Here is a 13,560-nt window from a genome sequence, read left to right on the forward strand (position 1 = left end):
CGGCCATCGGGGAGAAGCAGATGAACAGACTCGGTCAATCGCACATCGTGGCCATCGGCGGCGGGTCCTTCGTCCTCACCGAGCGCCACGGCTGCATGCGCCCCAGCGCGCTGATGCGCTACGTCCTGGACCTCACCGGGCAGGACCGCCCCAAGCTCTGCGTCCTGCCCACCGCGGCGGGCGACAACCCCGACTGGCTGGTCAAGATCTACGACGCGCTGCGGCCGTGGGACGTCGAGGTCAGCCACCTCACGCTCTTCCCCATGCCGAACGTGGACGACATCCGCGCCCTTCTGCTGGAGCAGGACGCGATCTACGTCACCGGGGGCAGCGTCGCCAACCTGATGGCGCTCTGGCGGCTGCACGGGATCGACGAGATCCTGCGGGAGGCTTGGGAGGCGGGGATCGTGCTGTCCGGACAGAGCGCCGGCGCGCTCTGCTGGCACGTGGGCGGCAGCACCGACTCCTTCGGCCCCAAGCTCCGGCCGTGGGCCGAAGGTCTGGGGCTGCTTCCGTACTCCTGCGGGGTGCACTACGACTCCGACCCCCAGCGCCGGGCCCTCATGCACCAGTCGGTCTCCTCCGGCGAGCTCCCGGTCGGCTACGCGGCGGACGAGGGGGTCGCCCTCCACTACGTCGGCACCGAGTTCATCCAGGCCGTCACGGTGGATCCCCGCGGATACGCGTACCGTGTCGATCGCGATGATTCGGGTGAGGTCAAGGAGTTCAAAGTGGAACCCCGGCTCCTTACCCCTTAGGGTGACCCCGTGAGTAGGCTCGCGATTGTCCGGCTCGGTGTTGATGTGCCCTACGAGCAGGCGTGGGATCTGCAGCGTCAGGTGCACGCGCGGAGGGTCACCGATGCGATCTCCGACACGTGCCTGATGCTGGAACACGCCCCGGTGTACACGGCGGGCAAGCGCACGGCCCCCTCCGATCGCCCACAGGACGGCACCCCGGTCGTCGACGTGGACCGGGGCGGCAAGATCACCTGGCACGGTCCCGGTCAGCTCACCGGCTATCCCATCGTCAAGCTGGCCCCGCCGCTGGACGTCGTCGCCTTCATCCGGCTCCTGGAGGAGGCCCTCATCCGGGTCTGCTGGAACTTCGGCCTGGAGACCGCCACCGTCGAAGGCCGAACCGGGGTGTGGGTGCCCGCCTCCCGCGGGCTCCCCGACCGCAAGGTGGGCGCGATCGGCCTGCGCGTCGCCCGGGGCGTGACGATGCACGGCTTCGCACTGAACTGCTGCAGCGACCTCAACTGGTTCAACCGGATCGTGCCGTGCGGGATCCCCGATGCCGGAGTCTCCTCGCTGTCGGTGGAGACCGGCCGGCTGATCACGGTTGACGATGTGATTCCGCAGGTGGAGAAGCGGCTGGCCGAGGCCCTCGGCGCCGACGCGTTCGACCTGCACGAGGAGGACCTGGTCGCCTCGCACCTGAGGTGACTCCGGTGAATCGTGTCGCACCGGGCGGACGTAGACTGCTGGCGTGACCGTTGCACCGGAAGGCCGCAAGCTCCTCCGCCTGGAGGTCCGCAACAGCCAGACCCCCATCGAGCGCAAACCGTCGTGGATCAAGACCCGCCTCAAGACCGGACCTGAGTACACCCAGCTCAAGTCACTGGTCCGCCGGGAAGGGCTGCACACGGTGTGCGAGGAGGCCGGCTGTCCCAACATCTACGAATGCTGGGAGGACCGGGAGGCCACGTTCCTGATCGGCGGGGACCAGTGCACCCGGCGCTGCGACTTCTGCCAGATCGACACCGGCAAGCCCGCCGAGTACGACGTCGACGAGCCCCGCCGGGTCGCCGAATCGGTGCAGACCATGGGGCTGAAGTACGCGACGGTCACCGGGGTCGCCCGGGACGACCTGCCCGACGGCGGCTCCTGGCTCTACGCCGAAACCGCCCGGCAGATCCACGCCTTGGTCCCCGGCTGCGGCGTCGAGCTGCTCATCCCGGACTTCAACGCGGATCCGGCGCAGCTGGCGGAGGTCTTCTCCGCGCGGCCCGAGGTCCTCGCCCACAACGTCGAGACCGTCCCCCGGATCTTCAAGCGGATCCGGCCCGCGTTCCGCTACGAGCGATCGCTGTCGGTCCTGACCCGTGCCAAGGAACACGGCCTGGTCACCAAGTCCAACCTCATCCTCGGGATGGGCGAGGAGCGGGCGGAGATCAGCCAGGCCATGCGCGATTTGCACGAGGCGGGCTGCGATCTGCTGACGATCACGCAGTACCTCCGGCCCTCCGTCCGGCACCACCCGGTCGAGCGCTGGGTCAAGCCGGAGGAGTTCGTCGACCTGCAGGCGGAGGCCGAGGAGATCGGCTTCGCCGGGGTCCTCTCCGGACCGCTGGTCCGGTCCTCCTACCGCGCGGGCAAGCTTTACCGTCAGGCCGTGGCCCTCGGCAGATGACCTGCGGGATGTTTGTTCGGAGTTCAGCGGAGAGCGTAGGCCGGCTCCGTTTCGCGCTTGGCGGGTAGGACTCCTATCCTTACCGACATGGCGAAGCCCACAGAAACCGCTGAGCGTCCGGGGCGGCTCAAGCAGATCCGGATGATCGCGTCGTTCATCCACAAGAACAACCGCACGGGCATGCCGATCGTGTTCGCGTCGGCCCTCGGCACGCTGATCCTCTTCGTGGTGATCGGCGTGGTCATCGACCTGCTTTGGTACATGATCCCGCTGGGCATCATGACCGCCGCCATCGTCGGGCTCGTGATATTCGGGCGATTGGCGCAGAAGGCGCAGTACGCCGCGCTCGAAGGTCAGCTGGGCGGCGCCGCCGTGATCCTGGAGAGCATGCGCGGCAACTGGACCGTCACCCCGGCGGTCGTGGTCACCAGGGAGCAGCACCTGGTGCACCGGGTGGTCGGCCCGCCCGGAATCGTGCTGGTGTCCGAAGGGCCGGGCAACCGGACGCAGCGTCTGCTGCAGGCCGAGAAGAAGCGGCTCCAGCGGGTCGTTCCCGACATCTACATCTACGACATCCAGTGCGGCGACGCCGAAGGGCAGATTCCGCTCAAAAACCTCCAGCGTCACGTAATGAAACTCCCGCGCAACCTACGGAAACCCGCCGTGATGACGATCAATGACCGGCTGCGGACCCTCCCAAGCAGCGTGCCGATCCCCAAGGGCCCCCTGCCGAAGGGCATGCGCATGCCCAAGGGCGTAAACCCCAAGACGCGATGACCCAGGACCACCCGAGCCACGAGGATCAAGGCTACGAGGCCCTCGTCGAACAGATCGTCGTCAGCCGCAGGCCGGCCTCCGCCGCCGAGACCGCCGCCGCCAACCGAGGCTGGTGGGACGGCACCTCCGACGACTACCAGGCCGAACACGGGGAATTCCTCCGCGACGTGGGCTTCGTCTGGTGCCCGGAGGGGACCGACGAGGCCGACGTACACCTCCTGGGGGACGTTCGCGGCAAGCGGATCCTGGAGATCGGCTGCGGTGCCGGGCAGTGCGGGCGCTGGCTCATCGCCCAGGGAGCCCACGTGGCCGGGGTCGACCTCTCCGCCCGGCAGCTTCAGCACTCGCGCCGGATCGACGAGGCGACAGCCGTACGACTCCCCGCGCTGGTGGCGAACGCGGAGCGCCTGCCGTTCGCCGACTCCTCGTTCGACCTCGCCTGCTCCGCCTTCGGGGCGATCCCGTTCGTCGCCGACTCCGCCGCGGTGATGCGGGAGGCCTGGCGGGTGCTCCGGCCGGGCGGACGGTTCGTCTTCTCGGTGACCCACCCGCTCCGGTGGGCGTTCCCCGACGACCCGGGGCCGAACGGCCTCGTCGCCGACCGCTCCTACTTCGACCGCACCCCGTACGTCGAGGTCGACGAGGCGGGCCGCGCGGTCTACGTCGAACACCACCGGACCATGGCCGACCGGATCGGCGAGATCGTCGGGGCCGGCCTCCGGCTGGACGCAATGGTCGAGCCGGAGTGGCCCGATGGGCACGAGCGGGAGTGGGGCCAGTGGAGCCCGCTGCGGGGCCGCTTCATCCCCGGTACCGCGATCTTCCTCTGCTCCCGCCCCGAGGGCTGACCCGGCTTCGCCCGTACCGAATCGACGCTGTGCCGGTACGGGCTTCGCCGCCTTCCGGTCGTGGCCGGGGGCCGTCTTTCAGTCGTGGCCGGGGATGCGGGCGGGTACGGGCTTCGCCGCCTTCCGGCCGTACCGGCCGCCGATGTGGAGCCGCTCGGTCAGACCCGGACGACGACCGTGCCGGCCGCGCGGTCGTGCAGGCCGCGATGGTCGCGGTCCCAGATGAGCGCGGGCACCGCGAGGCAGAGCAGGAACGCCCTGATCACGACCGACGGGAGCGACGGCCGTCCGCCGTGCACGCCCGCCACCCGGATGTTCACGACGCGCATGCCGAGGGTCCAGCCGAGCGTCCCGGTCAACAGGACGTACTCCGTGAAGAGGATGACCAGCCCCCAGAGGCCCGCGGACTGCGCGTCCATGCGCAGCAGGCCCTGGGCGATCGCCCAGACGCAGACAAACCAGTCGATGAGCAGGGCGCCGATCCGGCGGCCCCACCCGGCGACCGAACCGCTGCCTTCCGGCGGAAGGCCCAGCTGCTCCCCCGGGTAGCCGAGGTCCACGCCCGCCGCCCGGGTGCCGCTGATCCAGGTCTGCGTCCAACGCCGCTCACCGCTCATGGCATCCACGGTATCCGGCCGGGAGGGTGGTCCCGCACCGGCATTAACACGCGTGAAACAAACGAGACACGGCATGGAAACGGCGATCGCCTAACTTCGAGGATGCAAGCTCGTGCCCCCAGGAGGTTGGATGTTTAAGACCGCCGATGACGTCCTCAAGTTCGTTAAGGACGAAGGCGTGGAGTTCATCGACGTCAGGTTCTGCGACCTGCCCGGGACGATGCACCACTTCACCTTCCCCGTGGCGAACTTCGACGCGAGCGTCTTCACCGACGGCCTGATGTTCGACGGATCCTCGATCCGCGGTTTCCAGGCCATCCACGAGTCGGACATGCTGCTGCTTCCCGACCCGACGACCGCCGTGCTGGACCCGTTCCGCGCGCACAAGACCCTGATCATCAACTTCTTCGTGCACGACCCGCTCACCGGCGAGGCGTACAGCAGGGACCCGCGGAACATCGCGCGGAAGGCGGAGGAGTACCTGCGGGGCAGCGGGATCGCCGACACCGCCTACTTCGGCGCCGAGGCCGAGTTCTACATCTTCGACGACGTGCGGTTCGAGACCAACCAGCACTCGGGGTACTACTACATCGACTCCATCGAAGGCGCGTGGAACACCGGGCGGGCCCAGGAGGGCGGCAACCTCGGGTACAAGCCCCGCTACAAGGGCGGCTACTTCCCCGTCCCGCCGATGGACCACTTCACCGACCTGCGCTCGGAGATGGCCAGCAAGCTCATCGAGGCCGGCATCCACGTTGAGATGCAGCACCACGAGGTCGGCACCGCGGGCCAGGCCGAGATCAACTTCCGCTTCGACACGATGCTGAAGACCGCCGACAACCTGATGCTGTTCAAGTACATCATCAAGAGCACGGCGCTGGAGAACGGCCACACCGTCACCTTCATGCCCAAGCCGATCTTCGGTGACAACGGCTCCGGCATGCACTGCCACCAGTCCCTGTGGAAGGAAGGCGACCCCCTCTTCTACGACGAGGTCGGCTACGCCGGGCTGTCCGACACCGCCCGCCACTACATCGGCGGCCTGCTCAAGCACGCCCCCTCGCTGCTCGCGTTCACCAACCCGACGGTCAACTCCTACCACCGGCTCGTCCCCGGCTACGAGGCCCCCGTCAACCTGGTCTACAGCCAGCGGAACCGCTCCGCCTGCGTCCGGATCCCGCTCACCGGATCCAACCCCAAGGCCAAGCGCCTGGAGTTCCGCGTCCCCGACCCGTCCTGCAACCCCTACCTGGCGTTCGCCGCCCAGCTCATGGCCGGGCTCGACGGCATCAAGAACAAGATCGAGCCGGCCGAGCCCGTGGACAAGGACCTCTACGAGCTGCCCCCCGAGGAGGCCCGCCAGGTCCCGCAGGTCCCCGGCTCGCTCAGCGACGTCCTCAACGCGCTGGAAGCCGACCACGACTACCTCCTCGAAGGCGGCGTCTTCACCCCGGACCTCATCGAGACCTGGATCAACTACAAGCGGGTCAACGAGGTTGACCCCATCCGCCTCCGCCCGCACCCGCACGAGTTCGAGCTCTACTACGACGTCTAAGCCGCCTGAAGGAGCACAGGCCACGCGAAGACGTCCCACCGAAAGGCCGCCGGGCCGCCGCACACCCGGCGGCCTTTCGCATGCCCCCGAAACTCGGCCGGCGGCCCCGTCCCGCATCCCCTGGCCTTGCGCGATATCGATCGCAAGCCCTGTGACAGCCGCCGCGGACGCCTACCATGCGATGACCTCTCAAGCACGGCATCGGGCCGGACGGCCACGTGGCCGTACACGTCTGGGTCGTCTTGGCGGCGGACGACCATGACGTCGGCGTCGGACTATCATGATCCAAAGCTGCGGGCCGCCGGACATTCGTCGCCGACCGGAAAGCGGCTGGAGCCATGAATGTAAGGAGCCGACATGGTGTCGTATTACCCCCCGCGCCTGGATCTGGCGTGGCCCATTGAGGAACTCATCCTCACGGTGCGTTCCTACAACTGCCTCAAGCGTGCGGGCATCCACACCTGCGGCGAACTGCTCGCCTGCAGCGAGCAGGACCTCCTGGAGATCGAGCACTTCAACCCTGCATGCGTCGAGGAGGTCAAGCGGAAGCTCGCCGAAAGCGGTCAGTCTCTTCGTGACGCACACAGCGTCGATCCGGCCGAGTGACAAAGCGGTTCTGCGCACGCCGGATCGCCGAACATCCGGTGGCCGTTCGCGCGCGCCGGTAGAGTTTCCCTGTGCCTGGCCGCCGTTTTGAGTTGATTTGTGAGATCGAACCGCCGACGCGTCCCGACCTGACCCGGGTACGCCACCAGATCGGGGTGCTCAGCCCCGTCGCCGACTCGTTCCTCATCCCCGACAACCACATCGGCCGGGCCACCGTCTCCAGCGTGGCCGTCGCCCACGAAGTCCAGGCCATGGGCGCCCGCGGGATCGCCTGCCTCAACTCCCGGGACCGCAACCTGCTCGGCTTCCGGCGCGACCTGCTCACCGCCGCCGCCTACGGGGTGGACCGCTTCCTCTTCGTCTACGGCGACAAACCGAGCGCCGGCGGCCGTACCGGCGAACTCAACGTACGCTCGATGATCGAAGAAGCGCGCGGAGCGGGCCACGACCCGGCGTTCGACGGCTGCCCGGCCTTCCGGATCGGGGTCACCTCCGGACTCCGCCCGATCCCCGCCTGGAAGGGCGCGGCCGACTTCGTCTTCGTCCAGGTCAGCTACTCGCTGGAGAACCTGCTCCGCTGGCGGGAGACCGTCTCGGTCGACGTCCCCGTCTACGCCGGGGTGATGGTCCTGGCGAGCGCGGGCATGGCCCGCAACCTCGCCTCCAAGATCCCCGACATCGACATCCCCTCTCAGCTCGTCGACGACGTCGAACGCGACCGTACGGCCGGAGTACGGGCCGCCTGCGAGCAGGTCCTGGCCATCCGCGACAGCGGCGCCTTCGACGGGGTCCACCTCGTCCCGGTCAGCCGCTACCGCGAAGTCGCGGCCCACCTGGAATCCGTCGGCCTCTGATCGGACGCGTCGTTTCACGCCGCCACGCGAAGTCCGGCTAGTCGGTGCCCTCGATGAAGAGTGAGCCGTCGGACCGGATGGTGAGGCGCTTCCTGCCACCGCCGGTGCTGCTGCCCGGCACGGGCTGGCCCTGGTGGTAGCTGTCGGTGGTGCTGTACCTGATCAGGGCACGACGGTCCGCGGCCCCAACGACCTCAACCCGGTGATGTGTACGGCCACGTGATCACATGCCTGGCTTGGACGACCGTGGCGTAGGATAATCGTGATCAATGCCGCGAACAGCTGGACCCTCGTCTCCCTACCGGGAGAATCTGCTGGAGCAACCGGCGAAGATGAGGAGGCAGCATGGTGTCGCCGTCGGACCGTTGCCTGGTCAGTGACTTGGCGTGCCCCATCGAAGAACTCTACCTCGCGGTGGGCCCCTACAACCGCCTCAAGCGTGCGGGCATCCACACCTACGGCGAACTGGTCGCCCGCAGCGAACAGGACCTCCTGGAGATCGAGCGCTTCGGTCCCGTGTCCGTGGAGGACGTCAAGCAGAGGCTCGCCGCCGTCGGCCTGTCTCTTCGTGACGCATACGGCGACGATCCGGCCGAATGACAAGCGATCCCGTGCAAGCCGCTCTCCGAGGATCCGATGGCCTTTCGCCTGCGCCGGTGGAGTTTCCCGGTACCTGACCGCCATAATCGTGCCCTCGCGGGTCTTCTCCAGCGCAGACCGGACCGGAGTGGGAACACGATGACGGCTTTGGAACGACGTGGCATCCCGCGGCTGACCGTGGTCGGGTCTGGCAATCCGCCACGCGAGAGCACGAGGATCGCCCAAGCCGTCAAAGACGGCACCGCGGCGATCGCGGGCGGCGGGGCGGTCGCCGGAGGATTCGGGGTCGAAGCGGTCAAGGCTGTGATCACCGGAGAGAAGCCCGGCCCTTGGTGGTTCGTCGCGGGTTGTGTTCTCGGGCTCGCGTTCGTCGCCCTGGGATTCCGGCTGCGAAGCAGGGCCACCGGCAACGTCGAGGTCGGAATCGTGGCCGCCGCCGCAGACCCCCGACGCGTACTGGACAGATATCGGCTGCTCACCCAGCAAGCCGAAACCTTCGGCCGGAACACCTGCGTGATGACCCTGAAAACGGAAATCCACCTGCCGGACGACGGCATCTGGGACCGGGAGATCGTCGACGCCCTCGCCGACCAGACCCTGGCCGCGGCCGCGTTGGCGGAAGGCGTCACCCCCGACGCCACGCAGACCAACCTGTTCCCGATCATGCCGCTCCACGTCGCCTTCTGGTTCGGCGCCCGGCTCGGCCACACGCACGCGCAGCGAATCACGGCCTACGCGACCAAGGGAGACGACGGCACCTCATCCTTCTTCGCGGCGAACCCGCTGCGAGTCGTGGAGAGCACCGTGAAACCCTTGGCCGCGGAGCCGCTGGAGCCCGTCGAAGGCGGAGACCCGACCAAGGTCGCACTCGCCGTGGACCTGCAGGGCCTTGGGAGGTCGTTCTCCGAACAGGTGAAGAGAACCTGCAGGCAGGACGGGATCGGCTACCTGATCGAGCTTCGGCTCATGGAATCCGGCTCGGAGAAGCTGACGACCGACACCGAAACGTTCAGCGGGGTGGTCGAACAGATCTGCCGCACGTGGCGTGACGCGCCGCTCCCCTCGGCCGCCAGGACCGGGCAGCACGCGATCTTCCTCAGCGGCCCCGCGTCGATCGCGGTGGCACTGGGCGCCCGGCTCGCCTCCCAGCAGCGCGGCGCCTGGACCGCCTACACCTTCGACAGCCGGGCGAACACCTACGAGCCCCTCCCGGCCCCTCCCACGCTCACCCCCGACACGGCCTGACCGGGCCGCGCTCAAGTCGCGACCGGGAGATCAGTCGCCGAGCCGCTATCGTCCGATGGCACCCGACCACGGTTTCATCGCAGCCTTCGGCAGGGTTGTCGATAAGAGCCGCGAAAGCGGTCACGATCCACCGACTTGGGGGCGATCCACGGGCGCGGACCGGGACGGCAGACCTTGCCCCGGCGTCGGCGAAGACCATAAGTGAAGATCTGACCGGCGATGACACAGCTACCTTGGGCCTCGCCCACGTCAGCGACACCGGGGGTGAGCTTCCCGGCCGCGCTGATCGCTCGCCTGTTGTGCCTGGCTCAGGCAGCGGCGCCCGTACCCCGTCGGCCAAAGGGTGGATCGCATGAACGACCCCGCGGGCCGCTCATCCGGATGAAGAGGTGCGCTCAGGCGTGAACCCCGTGCCCTCCATCGGGCTAGTAACCGGTGTAGGTCACAGCAACAGGAAGAAGCACATGGGCTCCCCCGACGTGATTCACGATGAGAGGCCCGACGCGCTGGTGATCGCGCAGTCTCTCGAAGACCCGGGGTGTTTCGGTGAGTTGTTCCGCCGTCACGCCCCGCCGTTGCACCGCTACGCCGCCCGTCGCCTCGGCGAGGACCTCGCGGACGACATCGTGGCCGAGACGTTTCATGTGGCATTCCGCAAGCGGAACGGCTACGACCCCGCCCGTGACGACGCGCGGCCGTGGCTGTGGCGCATCGCCACCAACCTGATTCACCGGCACCACCGCTCGGAGACCCGGCTGTACCGCGCGCTGGCCCGCACCGGTGTCGACCCGGTGCTGCAGAACCACGCGGACAGCGTCGCCGAGCGGGTCACCGCCGTCGCGGCGACCTCCCGCCTGGCGGCCGCGCTGGCCGGTCTGCGCAAAGGCGATCGTGATGTGCTGCTGCTGATCGCCTGGGGTGAGCTCGGCTACCAGCAGGTCGCCGACGTCCTGAAGATCCCGGTGGGCACGGTGCGCTCACGACTGAACCGAGCCCGGACCAAGGTTCGACACGCACTTGGAGGAACCGCAGGTGAATGAGAGCCGACTGCTGGAGACGATGAGGTCGCAGATCCCCCTGCGGGATCCTGAAGAGCTGGCCATGGCCATCGGCTGGCATCCCGAGGAGCCGCGTTCCCGCCGGACACGGCGGGGGCTTCCTCCGCTGCCCGGCGGTTCACCCCTCGTGACGGCGAGACGGCTGATCGCCGGTTCTCTCGTGACGGCGGGTATCGCGACGATCGCCGTGCTCGGCCCGAGCCTAATGGGGGGCAGCGCGACGTCCTACGCCAACTCCGCCATCGAAATCAATCGGGAGGGCGGGCAGTGGGTGGCCCGGATCAAGGATCCGCTCGCCGAACATGAGATGTACGCGAAGGCGTTCAGCGCCGTGGGGCTGAACGTTCGGCTGCAGCGCGTACCGGCCTCACCGAGTCTGGTCGGGGGTCTGGTGCTGACGGACGGGGAAGGCAACCCCAAACCCGCGGGAGCCTTTGAAAGCGGACTTGAGCCCGAGAACTGCCGGATCGGCGAGGACGGTTGTCATCTGGCGTTTCGCGCCCCCGTCGGATTCGAGGGGGAGATACGGGCTCAGCTGGGCAGGCCGGCGGAACCCGGCGAGCTCTACCAAGCAGCCAACGCGGCCAACGCGGAAGGCGAGATGCTTGCGGGCGTCGACGTGGACGACCGTACGGTGGCGCAGGTCCTCGACGAGGTACGCCGACGCGGCCTGCAGGTCGTCTATCAGCTGGTCAAGGCCGATCCCGACTCCCCGACGGTCAACTGGCTCCGCGGCGGCAAGGGTGCCTACAGCCTCACCTTCGAATCAGTCCCTCCGGACGCGGTCGGTGCGGACTGGTTGGTATGGGCGGCACAATCCCACAGCGACGGTGTGGTCAGGCTTCTCGTCACGCCCGAACCACTCAAAGCCGTACCCCCGAAACCCCCCGTCGACGGGCGGGAGGGCTCCGACGGTTTGTGATCGACTCCGGCCCGGAAGCTCCCGCTCAGCGGCGACGGGCCGTGACGATCCAGGCGCGGGAGTCGAACCAGACACCGTCATCGGTCAGGTGCGCGGACAGCGACTCGCGCAGCCGCCCGAGCGCGCTTGCCGCAGCGGGCGGGTCCAGCCGCTTCAGTGTCTCGCCGGTGCAGGTGAAGCCGCGGACCCAGTCGAGGGCGGTGGCCACGTCCGGGCCGTAGTAGACCGGCTCATGGACGTCGGTGAAGGCGCTGTCGGCGAACCCCGCGGCGTCCAGGATCCGCTTCACGGCCGGCGGGTCGGCGAGCGAGAACGGATCCGGTCCGGCGGAAGCGGCGGTTGCAAACTCCCCGGGCCCTGCGAGGGATCGGCGGATGGCGACGTCCCACTCGTTGTGTTCGCCGTGCTGCCAGACCATCATCACCAGGCGCCCGCCCGGGCGCAGCGCACGCCCGATGTTGGCGAACGCGGCGACGGGGTCGTCGAAGAACATCGTGCCGAACCTGCTGACGGCCAGGTCGAAGTGCTCCTGCGGAAAGCGGTGGGCCTGTGCGTCGGCGCGCTCGAAGGTGACGTTGTGGAGCCCTTCGGCCCGGGCGAGTTCGCGGGCACGCTCGACGGCGGATGCGGACACGTCGACCCCGAGCGCACCGCCTGCCCGGGCTGTGCGCGCGCTCTCCCGGGTCGTCTGCCCGGTCCCGCATCCGATGTCGAGGACGTGGTCGTGGAGCCGGACTCCACAGGCCCGGCGCAGTACCTCGCCGTGCCGCCGCAGTTCGGCGTCGTAGCCGTCGAAGCCGGGCGTGTGTTCGCTTGCCGGGTGTCGCATCGCGGTCCTTTCCGTACGGTCGGGGTCGCCCGGCCTGTTGTCACCGGCGTCCATCAGGACGTCACCCTGCGGAGCGGTCCTTGCTCGGCGGCGTACGCCTCGAGGCGGTCCGCCAGCTCGCGGGGGCGGCTCAGCGCGGGGGTGTGCCCGCCGGCGATCTCGTCGGGGGTGACACCCAGGCGCTCCCGGGCGACCCGGCGAAGGTAACCGGTGGGGAACACGCGGTCGTCGCGGCAGATCAAGACCCGCGTGGGGACGTCGGGCCAGGCCTTGAGCGGCGACGGCTCCCCCATCCGGGCCCCGGACTGGCCGGGCGACCGCTTCAGCGCCTCGGCGGCCAGCTCCGGCGGGACGTCCTGGTAGAACAGGGCGATGTCATCGTCGTAGCCGTCCTGCGGCTCCCGGTCGTATCCCGTGTTGGCCGAGTAGTCGCCGGGCGCCTCCGCCGGTGCGGGGATCATGGGCGCGACCAGGACGAGCAGCCGCACCGCCGCCCGGTCGCAGACGAGCGGGGCCGTGAAACCGCCGAGCGAATGCGCGACGACGATCGGGTCGGTCCGGTCGCCGATCGCCTCGGCCACGGCGTCCGCGTACTCCGGCAGGCCGGCCGAGTCGTCGGCGCAGGGAAGATCCGGGGCGACGGTGTCATGGCCTCGCGCCCGCAGTTCGGCTTCCACCAGATGCCAGGACCAGCCGACGTCGCCGGCGCCGTGAATCAGGACGAATGTGGCCATCGTTTCTTCTTCCGCTGCTCAGATCGCGATGCAGACTGGCTCCGGAGAAATCGACGGGCGGACTGCGGTTCCTGTTTCACGGGTGAGCTTAGGCGGCGGCACCGACATTCCCGGCCGCGTCGCCGGGCCGGTCGGCGACGACGGTCCGTGGCCGAAGCCGGTGGGTTGGCTGGGGCGGTGTGCAACGCAGGTCGTGGGGCTGGCGAAGCCCGGCCGACGGAATCATGAGGTGGTACGGCGACACGCGGCGATGGCGCCCGATGCCGCCGATCGTCTTCAGGTCCTAGTCATCGCCAGGAACATCGACATCTCTGAAACCGGGTGCGACATAGCCGAGTGAGGATCAAGAATTGGGCCGAGGCCAGACGTGTGGCCGTGAGGGCGAAGCGTCTGACGCCCAAATAGGACTAACCCCCTGTTCCACGAGGGGGTTAGTCGATGTCCGCAAGTGAATCCCTTTACCTGACGCGACATCGCTTAGCGTAACACCATCCTGACGA

General features: G+C 68.6%; 14 protein-coding genes and 2 pseudogenes. 13 read left to right on the forward strand and 3 right to left on the reverse strand.

Translation table 11 applies throughout. The features are described from left to right. The first annotated feature begins 20 nt into the window (after positions 1-20). From RUR_RS05815 to RUR_RS05835, 5 genes are all read left to right on the forward strand, one after another. Positions 21-758: a Type 1 glutamine amidotransferase-like domain-containing protein gene (locus tag RUR_RS05815; RefSeq protein WP_283133817.1), complete on the forward strand. Its 738-nt coding sequence runs from the start codon at positions 21-23 to the stop codon at positions 756-758. Positions 759-767: 9 nt separating this feature from the next. Further along, positions 768-1,448: a lipoyl(octanoyl) transferase LipB gene (gene lipB / locus RUR_RS05820; RefSeq protein WP_283133818.1), complete on the forward strand. Its 681-nt coding sequence runs from the start codon at positions 768-770 to the stop codon at positions 1,446-1,448. Between the two features lie 43 nt (positions 1,449-1,491). Continuing rightward, positions 1,492-2,415, forward strand: a complete 924-nt coding sequence (gene lipA / locus RUR_RS05825; RefSeq protein ID WP_283133819.1) for a lipoyl synthase — start codon at positions 1,492-1,494, stop codon at positions 2,413-2,415. Positions 2,416-2,502: 87 nt separating this feature from the next. Next, the gene (locus RUR_RS05830; protein WP_283133820.1) at positions 2,503-3,192 is read left to right on the forward strand and encodes a DUF4191 domain-containing protein; all 690 of its coding nucleotides are present in this window, start codon (positions 2,503-2,505) and stop codon (positions 3,190-3,192) included. After that, complete coding sequence (locus tag RUR_RS05835) at positions 3,189-4,040, forward strand: class I SAM-dependent methyltransferase (protein WP_283133821.1); 852 nt, start codon at positions 3,189-3,191, stop codon at positions 4,038-4,040. Before RUR_RS05830 ends, RUR_RS05835 begins: the two co-directional genes overlap by 4 nt. Before the next feature lie 158 nt (positions 4,041-4,198). Here RUR_RS05835 and RUR_RS05840 read toward each other — a convergent pair whose 3' ends face one another. Next, complete coding sequence (locus tag RUR_RS05840; protein ID WP_283133822.1) at positions 4,199-4,657, reverse strand: RDD family protein; 459 nt, start codon at positions 4,655-4,657, stop codon at positions 4,199-4,201. Positions 4,658-4,787: 130 nt separating this feature from the next. Between RUR_RS05840 and glnA the strand changes: the two genes are divergently transcribed. The 7 genes and pseudogenes from glnA to RUR_RS05875 all read left to right on the forward strand — a co-directional run bounded on the left by glnA (position 4,788) and on the right by RUR_RS05875 (position 11,497). After that, entirely contained in the window at positions 4,788-6,212 is a 1,425-nt protein-coding gene (glnA, locus tag RUR_RS05845) for a type I glutamate--ammonia ligase (protein WP_283133823.1), read from the forward strand. A 384-nt stretch (positions 6,213-6,596) separates the two neighbouring features. Further along, positions 6,597-6,794 (forward strand): annotated as a pseudogene (locus tag RUR_RS05850) (DNA-directed RNA polymerase subunit alpha C-terminal domain-containing protein); the annotation flags it as partial. A 95-nt stretch (positions 6,795-6,889) separates the two neighbouring features. Continuing rightward, the gene (locus RUR_RS05855; RefSeq protein ID WP_283133825.1) at positions 6,890-7,672 is read left to right on the forward strand and encodes a methylenetetrahydrofolate reductase; all 783 of its coding nucleotides are present in this window, start codon (positions 6,890-6,892) and stop codon (positions 7,670-7,672) included. 351 nt (positions 7,673-8,023) lie between these two features. Beyond that, positions 8,024-8,272: pseudogene (locus tag RUR_RS05860) on the forward strand (DNA-directed RNA polymerase subunit alpha C-terminal domain-containing protein); the annotation flags it as partial. 147 nt (positions 8,273-8,419) lie between these two features. Continuing rightward, a complete protein-coding gene (locus RUR_RS05865; RefSeq protein ID WP_283133827.1) occupies positions 8,420-9,517 on the forward strand; it encodes an SAVED domain-containing protein in 1,098 nt (365 codons plus the stop codon). Between the two features lie 464 nt (positions 9,518-9,981). Beyond that, the gene (locus RUR_RS05870) at positions 9,982-10,557 is read left to right on the forward strand and encodes an RNA polymerase sigma factor (RefSeq protein WP_283133828.1); all 576 of its coding nucleotides are present in this window, start codon (positions 9,982-9,984) and stop codon (positions 10,555-10,557) included. Next, the gene (locus tag RUR_RS05875; RefSeq protein ID WP_283133829.1) at positions 10,550-11,497 is read left to right on the forward strand and encodes a hypothetical protein; all 948 of its coding nucleotides are present in this window, start codon (positions 10,550-10,552) and stop codon (positions 11,495-11,497) included. The genes RUR_RS05870 and RUR_RS05875 overlap by 8 nt, the downstream gene beginning before the upstream one ends. Positions 11,498-11,522: 25 nt before the next feature. Here RUR_RS05875 and RUR_RS05880 read toward each other — a convergent pair whose 3' ends face one another. Beyond that, a complete protein-coding gene (locus RUR_RS05880) occupies positions 11,523-12,326 on the reverse strand; it encodes a class I SAM-dependent methyltransferase (protein ID WP_283133830.1) in 804 nt (267 codons plus the stop codon). Between the two features lie 53 nt (positions 12,327-12,379). Continuing rightward, complete coding sequence (locus RUR_RS05885; RefSeq protein WP_283133831.1) at positions 12,380-13,060, reverse strand: alpha/beta fold hydrolase; 681 nt, start codon at positions 13,058-13,060, stop codon at positions 12,380-12,382. Here RUR_RS05885 and RUR_RS05890 point away from each other — a divergent pair. After that, positions 13,053-13,400: a hypothetical protein gene (locus RUR_RS05890; protein WP_283133832.1), complete on the forward strand. Its 348-nt coding sequence runs from the start codon at positions 13,053-13,055 to the stop codon at positions 13,398-13,400. The genes RUR_RS05885 and RUR_RS05890 overlap by 8 nt on opposite strands. Positions 13,401-13,560 lie beyond the last annotated feature (160 nt).

The sequence above is a fragment of the Rhizohabitans arisaemae genome (genome assembly GCF_025996515.1).
Taxonomy (GTDB): domain Bacteria; phylum Actinomycetota; class Actinomycetes; order Streptosporangiales; family Streptosporangiaceae; genus Rhizohabitans; species Rhizohabitans arisaemae.